The 19,040-nt window shown below is 62.5% G+C and carries 16 protein-coding genes; 8 read left to right on the plus strand and 8 right to left on the minus strand.

The genetic code is table 11. The annotated features are described in order from the left end of the window. Window positions 1-829: 829 nt before the first annotated feature. Both K7431_RS09630 and K7431_RS09635 read right to left on the minus strand, forming a co-directional pair. The gene (locus K7431_RS09630; RefSeq protein ID WP_015884705.1) at window positions 830-1,537 is read right to left on the minus strand and encodes a YebC/PmpR family DNA-binding transcriptional regulator; all 708 of its coding nucleotides are present in this window, start codon (window positions 1,535-1,537) and stop codon (window positions 830-832) included. A gap of 100 nt (window positions 1,538-1,637) precedes the next feature. Beyond that, window positions 1,638-2,495, minus strand: a complete 858-nt coding sequence (locus tag K7431_RS09635; protein ID WP_015884706.1) for a LysR substrate-binding domain-containing protein — start codon at window positions 2,493-2,495, stop codon at window positions 1,638-1,640. Between the two features lie 111 nt (window positions 2,496-2,606). Here K7431_RS09635 and K7431_RS09640 point away from each other — a divergent pair, with 111 nt between their 5' ends. The 3 genes from K7431_RS09640 (at window position 2,607) to K7431_RS09650 (ending at window position 5,239) form a co-directional block, all read left to right on the plus strand. Next, window positions 2,607-3,710: a 2-aminoethylphosphonate--pyruvate transaminase gene (locus K7431_RS09640; protein WP_015884707.1), complete on the plus strand. Its 1,104-nt coding sequence runs from the start codon at window positions 2,607-2,609 to the stop codon at window positions 3,708-3,710. Between the two features lie 29 nt (window positions 3,711-3,739). After that, entirely contained in the window at window positions 3,740-4,567 is an 828-nt protein-coding gene (gene phnX, locus K7431_RS09645) for a phosphonoacetaldehyde hydrolase (RefSeq protein ID WP_015884708.1), read from the plus strand. 114 nt (window positions 4,568-4,681) lie between these two features. Next, on the plus strand, window positions 4,682-5,239 hold the full coding sequence (locus tag K7431_RS09650; RefSeq protein WP_015884709.1) for a cytochrome b: 558 nt from the start codon (window positions 4,682-4,684) through the stop codon (window positions 5,237-5,239). Here K7431_RS09650 and K7431_RS09655 read toward each other — a convergent pair. Both K7431_RS09655 and K7431_RS09660 read right to left on the minus strand, forming a co-directional pair. Then, on the minus strand, window positions 5,229-6,113 hold the full coding sequence (locus tag K7431_RS09655) for a 1-aminocyclopropane-1-carboxylate deaminase/D-cysteine desulfhydrase (protein ID WP_015884710.1): 885 nt from the start codon (window positions 6,111-6,113) through the stop codon (window positions 5,229-5,231). The genes K7431_RS09650 and K7431_RS09655 overlap by 11 nt on opposite strands. Before the next feature lie 57 nt (window positions 6,114-6,170). After that, on the minus strand, window positions 6,171-8,210 hold the full coding sequence (locus K7431_RS09660) for an NADPH-dependent 2,4-dienoyl-CoA reductase (RefSeq protein WP_015884711.1): 2,040 nt from the start codon (window positions 8,208-8,210) through the stop codon (window positions 6,171-6,173). 212 nt (window positions 8,211-8,422) lie between these two features. Here K7431_RS09660 and K7431_RS09665 point away from each other — a divergent pair, with 212 nt between their 5' ends. The 3 genes from K7431_RS09665 (at window position 8,423) to K7431_RS09675 (ending at window position 11,916) form a co-directional block, all read left to right on the plus strand. Beyond that, window positions 8,423-9,553, plus strand: a complete 1,131-nt coding sequence (locus K7431_RS09665) for a carbon-nitrogen hydrolase family protein (protein ID WP_015884712.1) — start codon at window positions 8,423-8,425, stop codon at window positions 9,551-9,553. After that, a complete protein-coding gene (locus tag K7431_RS09670; RefSeq protein ID WP_015884713.1) occupies window positions 9,550-10,578 on the plus strand; it encodes an AraC family transcriptional regulator in 1,029 nt (342 codons plus the stop codon). Before K7431_RS09665 ends, K7431_RS09670 begins: the two co-directional genes overlap by 4 nt. Window positions 10,579-10,911: 333 nt before the next feature. Beyond that, window positions 10,912-11,916 carry a transketolase-like TK C-terminal-containing protein gene (locus K7431_RS09675; protein ID WP_043205565.1) on the plus strand — a complete coding sequence of 335 codons (1,005 nt, stop codon included), beginning with the start codon at window positions 10,912-10,914 and terminating at the stop codon, window positions 11,914-11,916. Between the two features lie 214 nt (window positions 11,917-12,130). On the opposite strand, the gene K7431_RS09680 is transcribed toward K7431_RS09675, so the two are convergent. Then, the gene (locus tag K7431_RS09680; RefSeq protein WP_015884715.1) at window positions 12,131-12,601 is read right to left on the minus strand and encodes a MarR family winged helix-turn-helix transcriptional regulator; all 471 of its coding nucleotides are present in this window, start codon (window positions 12,599-12,601) and stop codon (window positions 12,131-12,133) included. 145 nt (window positions 12,602-12,746) lie between these two features. On the opposite strand from K7431_RS09680, the gene aceE reads away from it, so the two are divergent. After that, a complete protein-coding gene (gene aceE / locus K7431_RS09685) occupies window positions 12,747-15,407 on the plus strand; it encodes a pyruvate dehydrogenase (acetyl-transferring), homodimeric type (RefSeq protein WP_015884716.1) in 2,661 nt (886 codons plus the stop codon). Window position 15,408: 1 nt separating this feature from the next. Here aceE and K7431_RS09690 read toward each other — a convergent pair whose 3' ends face one another. Next, window positions 15,409-16,191: a DUF2242 domain-containing protein gene (locus K7431_RS09690; RefSeq protein WP_015884717.1), complete on the minus strand. Its 783-nt coding sequence runs from the start codon at window positions 16,189-16,191 to the stop codon at window positions 15,409-15,411. Between the two features lie 89 nt (window positions 16,192-16,280). After that, the gene (locus tag K7431_RS09695; RefSeq protein WP_015884718.1) at window positions 16,281-17,180 is read right to left on the minus strand and encodes a LysR family transcriptional regulator; all 900 of its coding nucleotides are present in this window, start codon (window positions 17,178-17,180) and stop codon (window positions 16,281-16,283) included. A 118-nt stretch (window positions 17,181-17,298) separates the two neighbouring features. On the opposite strand from K7431_RS09695, the gene K7431_RS09700 reads away from it, so the two are divergent. Further along, complete coding sequence (locus K7431_RS09700) at window positions 17,299-18,504, plus strand: MFS transporter (protein ID WP_015884719.1); 1,206 nt, start codon at window positions 17,299-17,301, stop codon at window positions 18,502-18,504. On the opposite strand, the gene K7431_RS09705 is transcribed toward K7431_RS09700, so the two are convergent. Then, on the minus strand, window positions 18,451-18,975 hold the full coding sequence (locus tag K7431_RS09705; RefSeq protein ID WP_043205570.1) for a GNAT family N-acetyltransferase: 525 nt from the start codon (window positions 18,973-18,975) through the stop codon (window positions 18,451-18,453). The genes K7431_RS09700 and K7431_RS09705 overlap by 54 nt on opposite strands. Window positions 18,976-19,040: the final 65 nt, after the last annotated feature.

Below are 19,040 nucleotides of genomic sequence, written 5' to 3' on the forward strand. Positions count from 1 at the left end.
TTTTGATCTCAGCCGCCCCGTCAAACACGCTGGCCGGAATTCGACAGGGGTTTGGGGGGTAAACCGGCAGGGATGCCGGTTTAGCCGCCCCGCGCCATGGATGGCGCGTGGCGGCGGCCCCCCAAATACCTGTCGGATTACGGGCACACCGAGCGTGAGCGAGGTGCCGAGTGTTGGGGCAAGAGCGTTTTGCTTACTTTTGCGCTTTTCAAAAGTGAGCCGCCGTAAGGGCGGAACCCATAGCGGCCGTTACCTAAATAACGGATATGTACCCGGTCTGATCCAACATCCTGGTCGTCTGCCAGCCCGCCAGCGGGAGCAAGCTCCCTCGCCACAGGTCCAGCGCCATACCCAAAATTGTGTAGATACCGAGGCCCCGATGGCGCTGAATCAGTCACCTGATGAATCGGCTGACACACCGCTATCGGGAGCAAGCCCCCTCCCACATTTGCATCGCGACCTAACCGTTAGATGGCACTCGGCTGTCAGGCCGCCGGCGGGAGCAAGCTCCCTCGCCACAGGTCCGCCGCCATACCCAGAATTGTGTAGATACCGATGCCCCGATGGTGCTGAATCTGTCACCTGATGAATCGACTGACACACCGCTATCGGGGGCAAGCCCCCTCCCACATTTGGATCGCGGCCTAACCGTTAGATAGCGGTCGGCTGTCAGGCCGCCGGCGGGAGCAAGCTCCCTCGCCACAGGTCCAGCGCCGTACCCAGATTGGTGTAGATACCGAGGCCCCGATGGCGCTGAATCAGTCACCTGAGGAATCGACTGACACACCGCTATCGGGGGCAAGCCCCCTCCCACATTTTTTACCGTGTTTCAGCCAGCCAGGCCGACGAACATATCCTGCACGTCATCGTGGTTGTCCAGGCCTTCCAGGAAGGCTTCCACTTCCGCCATCTGCTCATCGCTCAAACCGCTCACCGGGTTCTTCGAGATATAACCCAGCTTGGCCGACAGCACGGTGAAACCCTGCTCAGGCAAGGCTTTCTGTACGGCATCGAGGTCGGTGGTCTCGGTGATGAACAGGGTGGTGCCCTCTTCTTCGCCGTCTTCAAAATCCTGTGCGCCGGCTTCGATAGCGGCCATTTCCGGGTCGGCGTCCGGGCTGTCCGGCGAGGCTTCGATCAGGCCGACGTGGTTGAAATCCCAGGCCACGGAACCAGAGGCACCGAGTTGGCCCTTGCGGAACGCTACGCGGATTTCCGCCACGGTGCGGTTGATGTTGTCGGTCACGCACTCAACGATCAGCGGCACCTGATGCGGGGCGAACCCTTCATAGGTCACGCGGTGGTACTGCACGGTTTCGCCGAGCAGACCGGCGCCTTTCTTGATGGCGCGTTCCAGGGTTTCCTTGGGCATCGAGGCCTTTTTGGCCTGTTCCACCACCAGACGCAAGTGGGCGTTGGTCGCGGTGTCGGCACCGTTGCGGGCGGCGATGGTGATTTCTTTCACCAGCTTGCCGAAGATCTTGCCCTTGGCATTGGATGCCGCTTCTTTATGTTTGACTTTCCACTGTGCGCCCATGACTCACTCTCTATTCGTCCATCGCGCCGAAACGTCTACTGGCCGGCGCTTTGGGGGCAGAGTTTATAGCGCAAGAACACATCGTTCCACCAAAAACCGATCAGGGCGTCAACGCGAAAAAGGCCTGGATCAGGCGCAACGAGCGGCGCCGCTCCAGGCAACCGAGCATGTGCCGATTGACCAGCCCATCAGCGTGCAGGGGAATCGCTTGCACCCGTGGGTCCGGGCTGACCTCCATCGACGACACCACCCCAACCCCCAACGCGGCGGCGACGGCCTCGCTGACCGCCTCGCGACTGTCCAATTCCAGCAGCACCTTGGGCTGCACACCCGCCGCCACGCAGGCGTTGTCAAAGGTGCGACGAGTGATGGAACTGGGCTCGCGCAGCACCATGATCACCTCATGCAACTGCTCCAGGCGGATACCTGCCGCCGACGTGGCCCACGCATGGCCCGCCGGCACCAATGCGCAGATACGCGACTCGCTCAAGGGTTGCAGGTGCAAACCATTGCGCGGTTCCACCTCGGTCAGCACCGCCACATCCGCATGTTCGGACAACAGTGCGGACAGGGTTTCCTGGGCATTGCCCAGGCGCAGGTTCACGGTAATCCCAGGGTAAAGCGCACGCAGGCTGGCGATCATCGGCATCACCAGGTGCGGTCCGTCAGCCGCCACTTCCAGGCGCCCGGTGAGCAATTGGCGGTTGGCCTCCAGCAGGGTCTGAGCTTCATCCACCAGGCCAAAGATCGCCCGGGTGATCGCCGCGAGGCGTGCGCCCTCTTCCGTCAACTCGACACGTCGCGCGGTGCGGCGCAGCAACGGGATCTGGTAATGCTCTTCAAGGGCCTTGATGTGTCCGGTCACTGCCGGCTGGCTGATAAACAGCCGCGCCGCCGCGCGGGTAAAGCTGCCCTCACGGGCCACGGCATCGAATGCACGCAGTTGGAACAGGTTCATGGCTATCGGCCTCACTGATAGCTCGCATAACAACAAACAATTTGATTGATGACAAGCCAAACTGCAATTTAGGCGCCGTAGCTTGACTCAACGGCTTTACGAGGATTTGCAATGACCGCGCCCCTCCTGCTCACGCCCGGCCCGCTGACCACATCCGCCCGCACCCGCCAGGCCATGATGGTGGACTGGGGTTCATGGGACGACCGCTTCAACCAACTCACCGCCAGCGTCTGCGAACAATTGCTGGCGATCATCGATGGCGTCGACAGCCACCACTGCGTGCCATTGCAAGGCAGCGGCACCTTCGCCGTCGAAGCGGCCATCGGCACGCTGGTCCCGCGCGACGGCAAGGTGCTGGTGCTGATCAACGGCGCCTATGGCAAGCGCCTGGCGAAAATCTGCGAAGTACTGGGCCGCGCCTTCAGCACCTTTGAAACCGCCGAGGACGAACCGACCACCGCTGCCGATGTGGACCGCCTGCTACAGGCCGACCCGGCCATCACCCACGTCGCCCTGATCCACTGCGAAACCAGCACCGGCATTCTCAACCCGCTGCCGGAGATCGCCCAGGTCGTTAAAACCCACGGCAAACGCCTGATCATCGACGCCATGAGTTCCTTCGGCGCGCTGCCGATCGATGCCCGCGAAGTCCCGTTCGACGCGCTGGTCGCCGCCTCCGGCAAGTGCCTGGAGGGGGTGCCGGGCATGGGGTTCGTCTTCGCCGACAAACAAGCGCTGGCCGCCGCCCAAGGCAACTGCCACTCCCTGGCAATGGACCTGTTCGACCAGCACAGCTACATGGCCAAGACCGGCCAATGGCGCTTCACGCCGCCGACCCATGTGGTCGCCGCCCTGCACGAAGCGCTGCTGCAATACCAGGAAGAAGGCGGCCTGCCCGCGCGGCATAAACGCTACGCCAGCAACTGTCAGGCGCTGCTCGGCGGCATGGCCGAACTGGGCGTGCGCAGCTTCCTGCCGGCCGCCATCCAGGCGCCGATCATCGTCACCTTCCATGCGCCGCAAGACCCGCGCTACCAGTTCAAGGACTTCTACGAACGGGTCAAGGCCAAGGGTTTCATTCTGTATCCAGGCAAGCTGACCCAGGTGGAGACCTTCCGCGTGGGCTGTATCGGCGATGTCGACGCGGCAGGCATGCGGGCAGCGGTCAAGGCGATCGCCGAGGTGCTGCACGCCATGGAAGTGTTGGACATTTGATTCCCCCTTTTACCGATAGGATCTGAACCATGCAGTATCAAAACCCCAACACCCTCCAGGCCGTTATCCTTGATTGGGCCGGCACCGTGGTCGATTTCGGCTCGTTTGCCCCCACGCAAATCTTCGTCGAGGCCTTCGCCGAGTTCGACGTGCAAGTCTCCATCGAAGAAGCCCGTGGCCCGATGGGCATGGGCAAGTGGGACCACATCCGCACCCTCTGCGATCAACCACAGGTTGCCGAACGCTACCGCAAGGCCTTCGGCCGCACGCCCACCGATGACGACGTGACCGCCATCTACCAGCGCTTCATGCCGTTGCAGATCGAGAAGATCGCCGAACACTCGGCGCTGATTCCCGGTGCCCTCGACACCATCGCCCGGCTGCGCGTGCAAGGCATCAAGGTCGGCTCCTGCTCCGGCTACCCCAAGCAAGTCATGGACAAGGTGGTTGCCCTGGCCGCCACCAACGGCTACATCGCAGACCATGTGGTGGCCACCGACGAAGTGCCCAATGGTCGCCCATGGCCGGCCCAGGCCCTGGCTAACGTGATCGCGCTGGGGATCGATGATGTCGCCGCGTGTGTGAAGGTCGACGACACCGTGCCGGGCATCCTCGAAGGTCGCCGCGCCGGGATGTGGACGGTGGCCCTGACCTGTTCCGGCAATGCCTTGGGCCTGACCTATGAGCAATTTCGCGCCCTGGACGCGGCCACACTGGCCAGCGAGCGCAAACGCATCGAGGCGATGTTCGAAGGCTCGCGCCCGCACTACCTGATTGACACCATCACCGACCTGCCGGCGGTGATCAGCGACATCAACGCCCGCCTGGCCCGCGGGGAAATGCCACAGAGCAACTGACAAAGATCAAGTCAACGCTATTCGCGCCGGGCAAATCGCTTAAAACAGGCTTACAGTAAAAGGACTCCGTCGCCAAAGAATGGAGGTTTGCCCTGATGAGTGAGGAACCCAGCGATGCCGTGGAAAAATTCCGATACGCGCTACAGCACCATGTCGATTGCGTTGCACTGGTTGATGGTGGTGCTACTGGCGGTGGTCTACGCCTGCATTGAGTTACGCGGCCAGTTCCCCAAAGGCAGCGGTGCGCGAACGCTGATCGTCGAGATGCACTTTATGTTTGGCCTCACCGTGTTTGTGCTGGTGTGGCTGCGCCTGTTTGCACGCAGCCTGGGGGTGGCACCGAAGATCGTCCCGGCGCCGCCGCAATGGCAAAGCCTGTTGGCCACCCTGATGCACGTCGCGTTATACGCGTTGATGATCGGCATGCCGATTGCCGGTTGGCTGATCGTCAGTGCCGAGGGGCATTCGGTGATGTTCTATGGCATGGAATTGCCGCCGCTGATCGCTGAGAACAAGGACCTGGCCAAGCAGATCGAGGGCTGGCACGTGTGGTTCGGCAAGGTCGGTTATTGGCTGATCGGGCTGCATGCGCTGGCCGGGATTGCCCACCATTACATCCTGCGCGACAACACCGCGTTGCGCATGATGCCGGGCAAACGCGCTAACCCTTGAAACCTCGGCGACCTTGCAGGCCGCCGGTGTGGACGAAGACCAGGCGAGTGCCGGGGGCTAAGCCCCCGGCTTCGATGTGGGTCTTTAAAGCCAGTAAGGCCTTGCCGGTGTAGAGCGGCTCCAGGGGCACGCCGCAGGCCTGCTCTGTTGCGTCGATAAACTCGAGCAGCAAGGGGTCGACGTTGGCAAAGCCACCGCGGCTGGCGTCCACCAGCTCATATCCGCCCTGCACGATAGCCTCGACGTTCTGCGCCACACCGTGGCCATCCGGCACCGCCATGGCGCCGTACACCGGGTGTGCGCCCCTTTCCGCGAGTGCCAGGCCGGCCAGCGTGGTGCCGGTGCCTGCCGCCAGCCACCAGGCGTCGTAATCCGCCCAGCCCACCCGGTGTAACTGCGCACGCACCTGCTCGACCAGCACCGCGCAGCCCATGGCGCCCGTGATGCCACCGCCGCCTTCGGGCACGGGATGCAGGTCGGGATACTGTTCACGCCACGGCAGCCAGAAACCCGGTTCATGCCGAGCGCGATAGCCGCCATAACCCAGCCAATGCAGTTGCATGCCAAAGGCTTTCAGGTCGACGACGGTCGGGGTGTCTTGCGCATGCCCGCGTAACAGGCCGACGGTGGGAAAACCGAAACGCTTGCCGGCGGCGGCCAACGCGTGCAGATGGTTGGAGTAAGCGCCGCCCAGGCTGATGAGACCGCGCGCGCTGTGCGCCTGGGCCAAGTGCCCGGTGAGCTTGAACCACTTGTTGCCGCTGATCAGTGGGTCGATACGGTCCAGGCGCAGCACGGCCAACTCGACGCCGTTCAGCCAATCGAGCTGCAAGCGTTCAAGGGGGGCGTGGGGAAGCCAATCGAAGGGACCCATCGGGAGGGATCTGCATGAAAAACGGGGCGGTAGTCTAACACCGCCCCGCTCGGGGTCTTACAGCTCCGCCGCGAGACGCGAGCCCTGGTTGATGGCGCGCTTGGCATCCAACTCGGCCGCCACGTCGGCGCCGCCGATCAGGTGCACGTTCTGGCCGGCCGCGACCAGGCCGTCCTGCAATTCACGCAGCGGGTCCTGGCCGGCGCAGATGACGATGTTGTCCACTGCCAGCACCTGCGGTTCGCCCTCGGCACCGATGCGGATATGCAGGCCTTCATCGTCGATCTTCAGGTATTCGACGCTGTTGAGCATCTGCACCCGCTTGTTCTTCAAGCCAGTACGGTGGATCCACCCGGTGGTCTTGCCCAGGCCATCGCCGACCTTGGAGGCCTTGCGTTGCAGCAGGAACACTTCTCGCGCCGGCGCATGCGGTTGCGGCTTGATGCCCGCGACGCCGCCACGGGCTTGCAGCTGGGTGTCGATGCCCCACTCTTTCCAGAAGGCTTCGCGGTCCAGGCTGGTGGACACGCCTTGGTGCACGAGGAATTCCGACACGTCGAAACCGATACCGCCCGCGCCGATCACGGCGACGCGCTTGCCGACCGGTTTACGTTCCAGGATCACGTCCAGGTAGCTCAGCACCTTGGCGTTATCGATCCCTGGGATCGCCGGCGTGCGTGGTGCGATGCCGGTCGCCAGGATGATCTCGTCGTAACCGCCCGCCGCCAGTTGCGCCACGTCCACGCGGGTATTGAGGCACAGCTCGACGTGGGTGGTCTGCAACTTGCGTTTGAAGTAGCGCAGGGTTTCGAAGAACTCCTCTTTGCCCGGCACACGCTTGGCGATGTTGAACTGGCCGCCGATCTCGCTGGCGGAGTCGAACAGGGTGACTTGATGGCCTCGCTCGGCGGCGACCGTTGCGGCGGCCAAACCGGCAGGGCCGGCACCGACCACGGCGATCTTCTTGATCTGCTTGACCGGCAGGTAGTTGAGCTCAGTCTCGTAGCACGCACGGGGGTTGACCAGGCAGGTGGTCAGCTTGCCGCCAAAGGTGTGGTCCAGGCACGCCTGGTTGCAGCCGATGCAGGTGTTGATTTCATCGGCGCGGCCGGCGGCGGCCTTGTTGACGAACTCTGGGTCGGCCAGGAAGGGGCGTGCCATCGAGACCATGTCGGCATCGCCTTCGGCGAGGATCTGCTCGGCGATTTCCGGGGTGTTGATGCGGTTGGTGGTAATCAACGGGATCTGCACCGCACCGCGCAGCTTGGCGGTGACTTTGCTGAACGCGCCACGCGGTACTTTGGTGGCGATGGTCGGGATCCGCGCTTCGTGCCAGCCGATCCCGGTGTTGATAAGGGTCGCACCGGCACCTTCGATGGCCTTGGCCAACTGCACGATTTCTTCCCAGGTGCTGCCGCCTTCCACCAGGTCGAGCATCGACAGGCGGAAGATAATGATGAAGTTCGGGCCCACGGCTTCACGCACACGGCGCACGATGTCTACCGCCAGGCGCATGCGGTTTTCGTAGCTGCCACCCCAGCGGTCGGTGCGATGGTTGGTGTGGGCCGCGAGGAACTGGTTAATGAAGTAGCCTTCAGAACCCATGATTTCCACGCCGTCGTACTCGGCGACCTGGGCCAGCAACGAGCACGTGACGAAATCCTGAATCTGCTTTTCGATGCCCTCTTCGTCCAGCTCCTTGGGTTTGAACGGGTTGATGGGCGCCTGGATCGCACTGGGTGCCACCTGCTTGGGGCTGTAGGCATAACGGCCGGCGTGGAGGATCTGCATACAGATCTTGCCGCCCGCCTCGTGCACGGCCTGGGTGACGATCTTGTGCTTCTGCGCTTCTTCGTCGGTGGTCAGTTTGGCTGCGCCTGAATACACGCCGCCCTCATCATTCGGGCCAATGCCGCCCGTGACCATCAGGCCCACCCCTCCTCGGGCACGCTCGGCGAAATAGGCCGCCATGCGTTCGAAACCGCCGGTTTTTTCTTCCAGGCCGGTGTGCATCGAGCCCATCAGGGTACGGTTGCGCAAGGTGGTAAAACCCAGGTCCAACGGGGCCAGCAGGTGCGGGTAGGCAACAGCGGTCATGGTCAAGCTCCACAACGGATCATCACGGGACGTGACACGCTCGAACGGCGCGCCATCGGTTTATGTCCCACAGACTAAGAGCCGGTGGACGACGGCTCAATGACCGAAACTGACAAGTTATTGATCCAAATGCACAGCGCCCCTTGGCAAGCCCGCCCATGGGCCCTACCCTAGTCGGCGAACCCTGCACACGGTCTGTTGTCTGTTCCCCCATGCGTAAACTTCTAGCTTTTACCGTCACCATGGCCCTGGTTGCCGCCGTCGCCGCGTATCTGGTCTGGACCCAGGAGCGCCCCGTCGCGCATTACCTGTCGGACCTGCGTATCACCCTCGCCGTCAACGAAGGCCTGCCCGCCGACCGGGGCAACTTGCTGGGCATCCAGCCGGAGCTGTTTCCCGCCGACTACCAGAGCCTGGAACGCCTGCACCTGAAGCTCGCGGCCTACCTGCAAAAAGCCCGCGATCAGGGGCTGATCAACGACAAGACCATCGTGGTGCTGCCTGAACATATCGGCACCTGGCTGATGCTCACCGGCGAAAAGAACGAGGTTTACCAGGCCCTCCACGTGAAGGATGCGATGAATTGGCTGTCGGTCAGCAACCCGCTGCTGTTCGCGCGCGCCTGGATCAGCGCGACGGGCGACAACCGCACAGACGACGCCTACCTGCGCATGAAAGCCTCCGGCATGGCACGGGACTATCAGTTGGTGTTCGGCGGCCTGGCCAAGGAATTCGGCGTCACGCTGGTGGCCGGTTCCATCACCCTGCCCAACCCGAGTGTCAGCCAGGGGCAGCTGCAGGTCGGCCATGGCGCGCTGTACAACGCCAGCCTGGTCTTCAACGCAGACGGCTTGCCGGTGGGCCAGCCGCAGCGCCAGCTCTACCCGATCTACGATGAACGCGGCTTTATCGAGCCCGGTGACGAAAACATCGTCAGCGTGGTCGACACCCCGGCCGGGCGCCTGGGGGTGCTGGTGGGCAGCGACAGTTGGTACCCGGACAACTACCGCAAACTCAACGAACAAGGCGCGCAGCTGATCGCGGTGCCGGCCTTTGTGCTCGGCCGCGATACCTGGGACCGCCCTTGGCGCGGCTTCAAAAGCGTGTCCACCCCGACCGAAATCAGCCTCAAGCCCGAAGAACTCAGTGAGGGCCAAGCCTGGCACCGCCTTACGCTGATCAGCCAACAACCGGTCAGCCAGGCCAGCGCCGGTATGAGCGTGTTCCTGCGCGGGCAGTTCTGGGACTTGGGCACCGCCGGGCACAGCTTTCTCAGCAGCAATGGACAGGTCAGCGCCGATGGCGAAGCCCGTGGCGCGCGCCTGTTGAATATCTGGTTGTGAAACCGGTACGGCTGGGGGATCTGTCGGTGGGCTTCGTGCACACCTTGGCCGATGCCATCCACAGCCATGGCCTGGACCCGCAGCCGCTGTTGCTGCAATACGGACTCGACCCGGCGCGCCTCGCCGAGGCCGGTGCCCGCTTGTCGATCCCGCGCTACATGCGCCTGGGCCATGCGGCCATTCAACTGACCGGCGACCCAGGCCTGGGCCTGCGCATGGGCCAGCTCAGTCGCTTGAGCCAGGCCGGGCTGGCGGGCGTCACCGCCGCCCAGGCGCCCAACGTGCGCGAGGCGGCGCGTGCGCTGACGCGCTTCGAAGCACTGTACGGCTCCAATTATCGTGGGCAGTCGAGCTTTGTCGAAGATGCCGAAGGCGCCTGGCTGCGCTTCTATTCCATCAGCCCCTACAACGCCTACAACCGCTTTGTGGTGGACTCGATCATCGCCGGCTGGCTGCATCAATTGTCCAGCCTGGCCCAGCAACCGGTGCAGGCGCAGCGCATCGATATCGAGTTCGAAGCGCCGGCATACAGCGAACACTACAACGCGCTTGGCGACGTTCACTTCGGAGCCGACGCCAATCAACTGCGCCTCAACCAGCACACCCTGGCGCTGCGCAACCCGCAACACTGCCCGAGCACCTGGCAATTGCTGTTACAGCTGTGTGAAAGGGAATTGGAACAGTTGACCCGCACCCGCAGCCTGCGCGAGCGCATTACCCGGTTGCTCGGACCGATGCTCAATGGCGGCCGGGAACCCGACCTGGAAGAAGTGGCGGCACGCCTGAAGCTGCCGACCTGGACGTTGCGCCGCAAACTGGCCGAAGAAGGCACTCAGTTCCGCGCGATTCTCAACGATACCCGCCGCGACCTGGCCATGACCTACATTCGCGATACGGAACTGGCGTTCGGCGAGATCGCCTACTTGCTCGGTTTTGCCTCGGCCCAGGCGTTTCAACGGGCCTTCAGGCGGTGGAACAACCAGACCCCAGGGGAATTTCGCCGCAGTCAGCGGCATTCCGCCTGAAGCCGGTCTTACAGCTCTGTCGCATCGTCTGCGGGTTCCAGCGGGTCCAACTCAATCGCGCGGTACTCGAGCAGTTCTTCCTGGTAATCGTCCATGCTGGACTCCTTGTTGAATTAAAAGCGGCTGCTGATTAATGACCTGCACAGCCAGCCTAAAGTGCCGTCATGACGAAAAAATGTCTGCACCATGACGCTCCTGCACTCAAGGATTAAACGTAGCAGCGTTACAGGGATTTAGCACCTGGGCTTTGAAGAACTATTGCAATCATTGCAATTGCAACCACATGCGAATTTCCATTAGGGTAATGGCATTCGTCGCCAGGTGACCCTCTCCATGACCGCCGCTACCGTAAACGCCGCGCAGCTCTGTATCGACGCCTTGAGCACTGCTGCCGCCGCCAGCCGTTCACCGCTGTACACCGTGACACGCATGGCCGACACCCTCGAATTCAGCCGACACGCCTGGGTGATCCGCGGCCAGTCACGCTCACGCCGCGCGGGTCACTGGCCCGGCTGGTTCGCCCGTAATACGGCGGAAAAACCTTTGTTGTACCTGCACAGTGCGCAATCCTCCGCACAGCTGAGCGCGCTGTCGGACGTCACCCAACAGCGCGGCATCCTGTGCAACGACATTGAAAACCAGCCCTCCCGTTGGCCCAAAGGTGCGCAGCCGTCCTTGCCGTTGTGGCTGGCCACTCATCCGCGCTGCACACCGTATGACCCGGCCTCGGGGGACGAAGCCCAAGCGATTGTGCTGGCGGCGCTGCGTACGCTGTATGTCGACGGCAAGCCTGGTTTTTACTACCTGGCCCTGCATGATCATGACAATACAGCGGCCCTGAATGAGCAGGACCGTGAAGCTGCGCTCAAGGGTATGTACCCGCTCCAGCAGGACACGCCAGGGGATGTGCGACTGCTCGGCGCAGGCCGCGCGCTGGAAGAGGTCGTGCAGGCCAAGCGCTTGCTGGAACAGGACTGGAATATCACCGCGCAACTCTGGAGTTGCCCCAGCTACACACGGCTGGCCCGCGAGGCAGCGACCGCTGAACGCTGGAATCGCCTGCATCCCGAGGCGCCCAGGCGCAGTTGCCATTTGCGTGATTGCCTGGCGGGGAATGCAGCGCCGGTGATTGCGGTGACCGGCTATCCGCAGGCGATTGTCGATCAGTTGGCGGGGCACGTGCAGGCGCGGTTCGTGGCATTGGGGGCGGGCTCGGTGCAGACGGCGGCGCCGAGTCGGTATTGGATTGTGGTGTCGGCGCTCAGGGCGTTGGCGGATGAGGGGCGGATTGATGCCCTGCTAGTGGAAAAAGGCATCAAGCGGTACGTCCTGAAATGAACTGGAATGCGATCAAAAAATGTGGGAGCGGGTTTGTTGTGGTGAGTGGGGCTTGTCCCCCGACGGGTTCACCGACGATCCCAGGGGCTGCTTCGCAGCCCAGCGCAGGGCAAGCCTGCTCACCACAGCAAGCCTGCCCACCACAGCAAGCCTGCTCACCACAACAGGCCTGCTCACCACAACAAGCCCGCGCCCCATTTGAACTCCATGTTTCTCAGACTTTGCGGCGGCTGCGGGTCTGCACGCCTGCGTCCATCGCCAGCCCCGCCGTGCGTTCCAGCGCATCCGCAAACCCCTGGCGCTGCTCCGGCTCGAGCTGAGACAGAAACAACTCATCCACCGTGCTTTCGTAGATCTTCCACATCTTTTTACGCAGCACCCGGCCGGCATCGGTGATCGAGGCAAACGCCGCGCGGCCATCGCCGTCGGAGCGGGAACGCACCACCAGGCCGTCCTTTTCCAGACGGTCGACCAAGCGCGTGAGGTTGTAGCGCTCGATGGCCAGCACATCGGCCAATTCGTGCATGCGGCGGGTGCCGTCGGGGCCGCTTTCCAGGCCCCACAACGCGTCGTACCAGGCATACGGCGGCAGGTCCGCCGCTGCCAGGCGCCGCTCGATTTCACGGATCACCGTCCTGTGAGCCCTGACAAAACGGAACCATACATCCGGCTCTTTCGACGACATGCAACACCATCCGGGGAATTTCAAGAAGGTTGCAATAGTAGCTCATCCCGCGCTAGATTCGATCATGTAGTTGCAATTGCAATTACTTTGTCGGCACTCCCACAAGGAGCCCGCCACTTGAAATCTGCCTACCCTGGAGCCTCACATGACCCCGAACAACGCAGTCAGACGCGACGACGATCCGCAGGAAACCCGCGAGTGGCTGGAGTCCATCGAATCGGTGCTGTCCACCGAAGGTCGCCCGCGCGCGCATTACCTGATCGATCAGTTGCTGGATTTCGACGTGGCGCGGCATGGCGACTTCTACGGGCGGGTGACCACGCCCTACGTCAATACAATCCCGGTGGACCGTCAGTTGCCCTACCCCGGCAACCTGGCCATCGAACGCCGTACCAATGCGTTTATCCGCTGGAATGCCATGGCGATGGTATTGCGTGCAGGCAAACATTCAGGTGTCGGTGGGCATATTGCGACCTATGCGTCAGCCGCGGTGTTGTACGACGTAGGCTTCGACCACTTCTTCCGTGGCCGTACCGACAGCTTTGACGGAGACCTGGTCTACATCCAGGGCCACTCCTCTCCCGGCATCTATGGTCGCGCCTACCTCGAGGGCCGCATCAGCGAAGCGCAGCTCGACAACTTCCGCCGCGAGGCCGGTGGCGACGGTATCTCGTCCTACCCGCACCCACGACTGATGCCGGACTTCTGGCAATTTCCCACGGTGTCCATGGGCCTTGGCCCGATCACCGCCGCCTACCAGGCGCGCTTTATGCGTTACCTGGAACTGCGCGGCCTCAAGCAACACCTGGGCCGCAAGGTCTGGGCATTTCTCGGTGATGGCGAAATGGACCAGCCGGAATCCCTGGCGTCCATCTCCCTGGCCGGGCGCGAGAAACTCGACAACCTGATCTTCGTGGTCAACTGCAACCTGCAGCGCCTGGACGGCCCGGTGCGCGGCAATGCCAAGGTGATCCAGGAGTTCGAAAGCCTGTACCGCGCCGCCGGCTGGAACGTGATCAAAGTGATCTGGGGCGGTGGCTGGGACGCGCTGCTGGAGAAAGACCAAAGCGGGCTGCTGCGCCAACGCATGATGGAATGCGTGGACGGCGACTATCAGAATTACAAATCACAGAACGGCGCTTACGTGCGCGAACATTTCTTCGGCAAATACCCAGAATTGCTGGCGCTGGTTGCGGACATGTCCGACGACGACATCTGGAAACTCTCACGGGGCGGGCATGACCCGGACAAGGTCTACAACGCCTACGCCGCTGCCGTGCGTCACAGTGGACAGCCTACGGTGATCCTGGCGAAAACCGTCAAGGGCTTTGGTATGGGTGAGGCCGGCGAAGGCCAGAACATCAACCATCAATTGAAGAAAATGGGCGCTGATGCGGTAAGGGCTTTCCGCGATCGCTTTGGTTTGGAAGTCGCTGACGAGCAGCTCGCCGACATTCCCTACCTCAAGCCCGCAGCCGACAGCGAAGAAGCCCGCTACTTCGCCGCACGCCGCCAGGCCCTGGGCGGCTACGTACCGGCGCGCCACAGTGCGGTCGAGCCCCTGCAGGTTCCCGAACTGTCCGCCTTCGCCACCCAACTCAAGGACACCGGCGAGCGCGCGATCTCCACCACCATGGCGTTTGTGCGCATCCTCGGCACCCTGCTCAAGGACCCGCACCTGGGCAAACTGATCGTACCGATTGTGCCGGATGAGTCGCGCACCTTCGGTATGGAGAGCCTGTTCCGACAGATCGGCATCCACTCCGCCGTAGGCCAGCTCTACACCCCACAGGACGCAGGGCAATTGAGCTACTACAAGGAAAGCAAGGACGGACAGATCATGCAGGAAGGCCTGAATGAATCCGGCGCCATTTCCTCGTGGATTGCGGCGAGTACGTCCTACAGCAATCACGGCCTGATGACGGTGCCGTTCTATATCTTCTATTCGATGTTCGGCTTCCAGCGGGTCGGCGACCTCGCCTGGGCGGCCGGTGACGCGCGGGCGCGCGGCTTCCTGCTGGGGGCCACGGCCGGGCGCACCACGCTGATGGGTGAAGGCTTGCAGCATGACGATGGGCACAGCCATATCCTGTCGTCGGTGATTCCGTGCTGCGTGTCCTACGACCCGACGTTTGCCTACGAGCTGGCGGTCATTATTCGCGAAGGTATGCGGCGGATGTATGTGCAGCAGGAGGACATTTATTACTACATCACCCTGCTCAACGAAAACTACCCGCACCCGGCAATGCCCGAAGGTGTGGAAGACGGCATTCTCAAGGGCATGTACCGGCTCAAGGCCAGCCAACAGGCCCAGGTGCAACTGATGGGCAGTGGCTCAATCCTGCGCGAAGTGATCGCGGCGGCGGAGCTGCTGGAGAAGGACTTCGGCGTGCAAAGCGCTGTGTGGAGCACCACCAGCCTCACCGAATTGCGGCGTGACGGGCATGAGGTGGAACGCTGGAACCTGCTGCACCCGCAGAGCGAGCCACGGGAGAGCTACGTGGAGCAATGCCTGGCCGGGCAAACGGGGCCGGTGGTGGTGGCGACGGACTACATGAAACTCTTCGCCGATCAGATTCGCCCCTTTGTCCCCAATCGGCGCTTTGTGGCGCTGGGCACGGACGGCTTCGGGCAATCGGATACCCGTGAAAGCTTGCGGGCGTTTTTCGAAGTAGACCGGCATTTCATCGCGCTGGCGGCCTTGAAGGCACTCGCGGATGACGGCGTGATCGGCCGTGAAAAAGTCAGTGAGGCCATCAGCCGCTACGGGATCAACGTCGACAAGGCGAACCCCGTAGCGGTCTGAGTTACTGCGCAGGCGTCGGCAGGGGCGGGATCGCTTCTGTCGGCGCTGGCAGGTCCGGGTTGGTGGCCGCGGGTGCGGGCTCTGCTTGCGGTGCAATCGGCGCGGCCTCGGCAGGCGGCGTGACGGGTTGCGAAACGGCAGGCTCTTCCTTCGCCTCCTTCGCCGGCTCGACCTTCTCGGCAGCCGGTGCCACTTTAGGTTCCGGCACCCCCAGTTCAGCTTTCGGCTGCTCGGGAATATGCGCAGCCTTCTTCACTTCCTGAGGCAGGAACACATCCACCAGCGCAAAGTAGCGCTCGTAGAATTTCGGCGCCGAGACGGTTTCGCTTGCCACCTTCACCATCGAATCATCGGTGGAGCCGATCGGCATCGACACCGACCCCAGCACACCCACCCCCACACTCGCGGAGTTGTTGACCTTCTTCAGCGCGTAGCGATCCTGCAAGGCATTGGCGAACATCGTCGAATGGTTGGTGCCTTTGCCATCATCGGCACACACCACGTTGAAGCTGATTTGCAGGTGGGTCTCGCCGGTCTGCTGAAAGCTCTTGTTACCCACGACCACTTTCGCATCGTTACTGGTGATGATGTAGCCCTGGCTCAGCAGGGCACGCCGCGCGGCCTCGCACGCCGCGACATCACTGACCGGGTAATCCCGCGAAAACGTGCCGGAGTCGTCGAAACTCTCATGTTCATAGATAGCGGTCTTGGGTGACGAGCAGCCCGCGGCGCCCGCCAACACCAGCGCCACCCCAAGGCTACGCAAGTAAAATGATGTCGACATTGAAAATCCCGAGGAAAACAGTCAGGGCGGTATTGTGCAACAGAACGAGGCCTTGGCGCGCGCATTCCTGTCGGTAAAACGTCACAGCCTCACACGACGCCGTTCGTAGGAAAAAGCCCAGCGCACATATGATCGATAAACACCCGCACTTTGGCCGTGGCATGGCGACTTGATGGCCATAACATCCAGAAACTGCCACGGTGCTCGATACAGTCGTCCAGCACCCTTTGCAGGCGCCCCTCACGCACCGCGTGGTTGACCATGTAATCCGGCAGGCAAGCGATTCCCAATCCTTCGAGCACCACATGGTTGAGGGACTCGATGGTCGTGCTGACCAGTGGGGTGCGCAAAGTGGGCTCCGACGCACCGGGAGCCAGGTGCAAAGGCCAAGGCTCCAGTTTGCCCGTGGCGCAGAATTTGTGGCGAAGGCAGGCATGTTCGCTCAACTGCTGCGGGTGCTGCGGGGTGCCATGCTCACGGAAATAGCCCGGGGTGCCCACCAACACCAGCTGATAGTGCCCCAGGTGACGGGCCATCAAGCGTGAATCTTCCGGCTTGCCCGTACGAATCACCGCGTCAAAACCTTCTTCGATCACGTCCACCATACGGTCGGAGAAATCCACATCCAGCTCGATCTCCGGGTAGGCGCGCATAAAGTCACTGAGCACCGGCATCAGCAAACCGCGCACTTGCGGCACGCTGATGCGTAACTTGCCACGGGGTGTGGCGCAGGCCTCCGTCAGTTCCCGTTCGGCAGCCTCGACCTCAGCCAGGATACGCCGCGAACGCTCGAGGAACAGCGCGCCTTCGCTGGTCAAGGTGATGCTACGGGTACTGCGGTGAAACAGCCGAACCCCCAGGCGCTGTTCCATCCGCGCGATGCTTTTGCCGATGGCCGAAGACGACACGCCGAGCAGACGGCCGGCGGTGGTGAAACTGCGCGTCTCTGCCACCTGCACGAATACCGAAAGGCTGCCCAGACTGTCCATGATGTGCCCTTTGAGATTGCGGACACCGAAGTCCGATAAGTTCGGAACCTTAGCCTGTTTTTCCGCCGACCACAGCCCCCTACTCTTCCTGCTTGACCTTTTGCATGGACAGAACACGATGACCTCCCTCACCGATTCCCCAGTCACAACCCGGCCTGAAACACTGCCGATGGCTGGCTTGCTCGCCTTGGCCAGCGCCGGCTTTATCACCATTCTCACTGAAGCCATGCCCGCCGGGCTGCTGCCGCAGATGGGCGAAGGCCTGGGCGTGTCGCCCGCGCTGGTCGGCCAATTGGTCACGCTGTATGCACTTGGATCGCTCCTCGCCGCCATCCCGCTGACGCTGTTGACCCGAGGCTGGCGACGTCGGCCCTTGTTGCTGGTGGCCATTGGCGGCTTTGCGCTGGTCAACAGCGTGACCGCACTGTCCAGCCACTACGGGCTGACCCTGGTTGCGCGCTTCTTTGCAGGGGTTTTCGCCGGGCTACTTTGGGCGCTGCTGGCGGGTTATGCCAGCCGGATGGTTGCGCCACACCTGCAAGGCCGGGCAATCGCGGTAGCCATGCTGGGTGCGCCGCTGGCGCTGTCATTGGGTGTGCCCGCCGGCACCTTTCTGGGCGCCGCGGTTGGATGGCGCCTGAGTTTTGCGATCATGACCGGGCTGACGCTGGTGCTACTGATCTGGGCGCGCTGGCAACTTCCGGATTTTGCCGGCGAACGTGCCGAAAAACGCTTGGGGCTGCATCAAGTGCTGACATTGCCAGGCATTCGTCCGGTGCTGTGGGTGACCTTCACCTACGTGCTGGCCCACAACATTCTCTATACCTATATCGCCCCGCTGCTGGTACCGGCTGGAATTGTCACCGATATCGATCGGGTGTTGCTGGTGTTCGGCCTCGCTGCATTGTTGAGCATCTGGCTGGCCGGCGTATTGATTGATCGGTGGTTGCGCGCACTGCTGCTGATCAGTTGCGCCCTATTTGGCCTGATCGCCTTAGCGCTGGCGTTTTGGATCGACCTGCCAGCCGTCATCTACGTCACCGTGGCACTCTGGGGCTTGGCCTTCGGCGGGCTGCCCGCGCTGCTGCAAACGGCACTGGCCAAGTCGGCGGGCGAGTCAGCAGATGCCGCGCAATCGATGCTGGTGACCGTATGGAACCTGGGCATAGCGGGCGGCGGTTTGGCGGGCGGCGTGTTACTACAAGGCTGGGGCGTCGGCGCATTTCCATGGGTGGTTGTGCTGCTGATGCTTTTGGCAATAACCGGCGCGCTACAGGCTGCGCCCCAACAAGTGGCCCGGCCATCCCTCCAGGTCGAACGTTGAAATGCGCTCATAGCCACACGACTCATAAAACCGCACCAGGTCGCCGGTCCCACCGCCATAGCAGTCCACCCGCAAACGCCTTACTCCCGCAGCACGGGCACGGTCGTCGGCGAAAGCCATAAGGCGCCGCCCGATACCCCGTACACGCTGATCCCGCGAGGCGATCAACAGCCGCACATACACCTCCGGCGCTGTCGCCGCGGGCACATAAGCCATGGGCTCGCCCAACACCAGTGCCGCCAGGATCTGGCCGCCGCGCGCCTCAACCACCCACGCACCCGGCATCGCGCAGGCATCGGTGACTTGCGCAACCCGTCGCGGCGAAGCCGACCAAGGCTCAGTCCCCCATTGACCGTGATTGCCCATGGACACGAACCAGGCAATCACCTCGTCGAACACCTGCAAAACCGCCGGGGCATCCGCCACACTGGCGCGGCGGATCATCACCCCCTCACTTCCTTGATCGAACATGCTGCAAACTCCCTGGTCCGCACAGTGAAGGCCCAGTCTAGCGCACATAAAAAACCCCCGGACTT

This window comes from Pseudomonas fluorescens group sp. (assembly GCF_020093335.1).
In the GTDB taxonomy this organism is placed as follows: Bacteria; Pseudomonadota; Gammaproteobacteria; order Pseudomonadales; family Pseudomonadaceae; genus Aquipseudomonas; species Aquipseudomonas petroselini.

Coding starts and splice junctions, on each gene's coding strand:
- K7431_RS09630 (WP_015884705.1), bottom strand. CDS start 1,537: ATGGGCGCACAGTGGAAAGTCAAACATAAAGAAGCGGCATCCAATGCC.
- K7431_RS09635 (WP_015884706.1), bottom strand. CDS start 2,495: ATGAACCTGTTCCAACTGCGTGCATTCGATGCCGTGGCCCGTGAGGGC.
- K7431_RS09640 (WP_015884707.1), top strand. CDS start 2,607: ATGACCGCGCCCCTCCTGCTCACGCCCGGCCCGCTGACCACATCCGCC.
- phnX (WP_015884708.1), top strand. CDS start 3,740: ATGCAGTATCAAAACCCCAACACCCTCCAGGCCGTTATCCTTGATTGG.
- K7431_RS09650 (WP_015884709.1), top strand. CDS start 4,682: ATGCCGTGGAAAAATTCCGATACGCGCTACAGCACCATGTCGATTGCG.
- K7431_RS09655 (WP_015884710.1), bottom strand. CDS start 6,113: ATGGGTCCCTTCGATTGGCTTCCCCACGCCCCCCTTGAACGCTTGCAG.
- K7431_RS09660 (WP_015884711.1), bottom strand. CDS start 8,210: ATGACCGCTGTTGCCTACCCGCACCTGCTGGCCCCGTTGGACCTGGGT.
- K7431_RS09665 (WP_015884712.1), top strand. CDS start 8,423: ATGCGTAAACTTCTAGCTTTTACCGTCACCATGGCCCTGGTTGCCGCC.
- K7431_RS09675 (WP_043205565.1), top strand. CDS start 10,912: ATGACCGCCGCTACCGTAAACGCCGCGCAGCTCTGTATCGACGCCTTG.
- K7431_RS09680 (WP_015884715.1), bottom strand. CDS start 12,601: ATGTCGTCGAAAGAGCCGGATGTATGGTTCCGTTTTGTCAGGGCTCAC.
- aceE (WP_015884716.1), top strand. CDS start 12,747: ATGACCCCGAACAACGCAGTCAGACGCGACGACGATCCGCAGGAAACC.
- K7431_RS09690 (WP_015884717.1), bottom strand. CDS start 16,191: ATGTCGACATCATTTTACTTGCGTAGCCTTGGGGTGGCGCTGGTGTTG.
- K7431_RS09695 (WP_015884718.1), bottom strand. CDS start 17,180: ATGGACAGTCTGGGCAGCCTTTCGGTATTCGTGCAGGTGGCAGAGACG.
- K7431_RS09700 (WP_015884719.1), top strand. CDS start 17,299: ATGACCTCCCTCACCGATTCCCCAGTCACAACCCGGCCTGAAACACTG.
- K7431_RS09705 (WP_043205570.1), bottom strand. CDS start 18,975: ATGTTCGATCAAGGAAGTGAGGGGGTGATGATCCGCCGCGCCAGTGTG.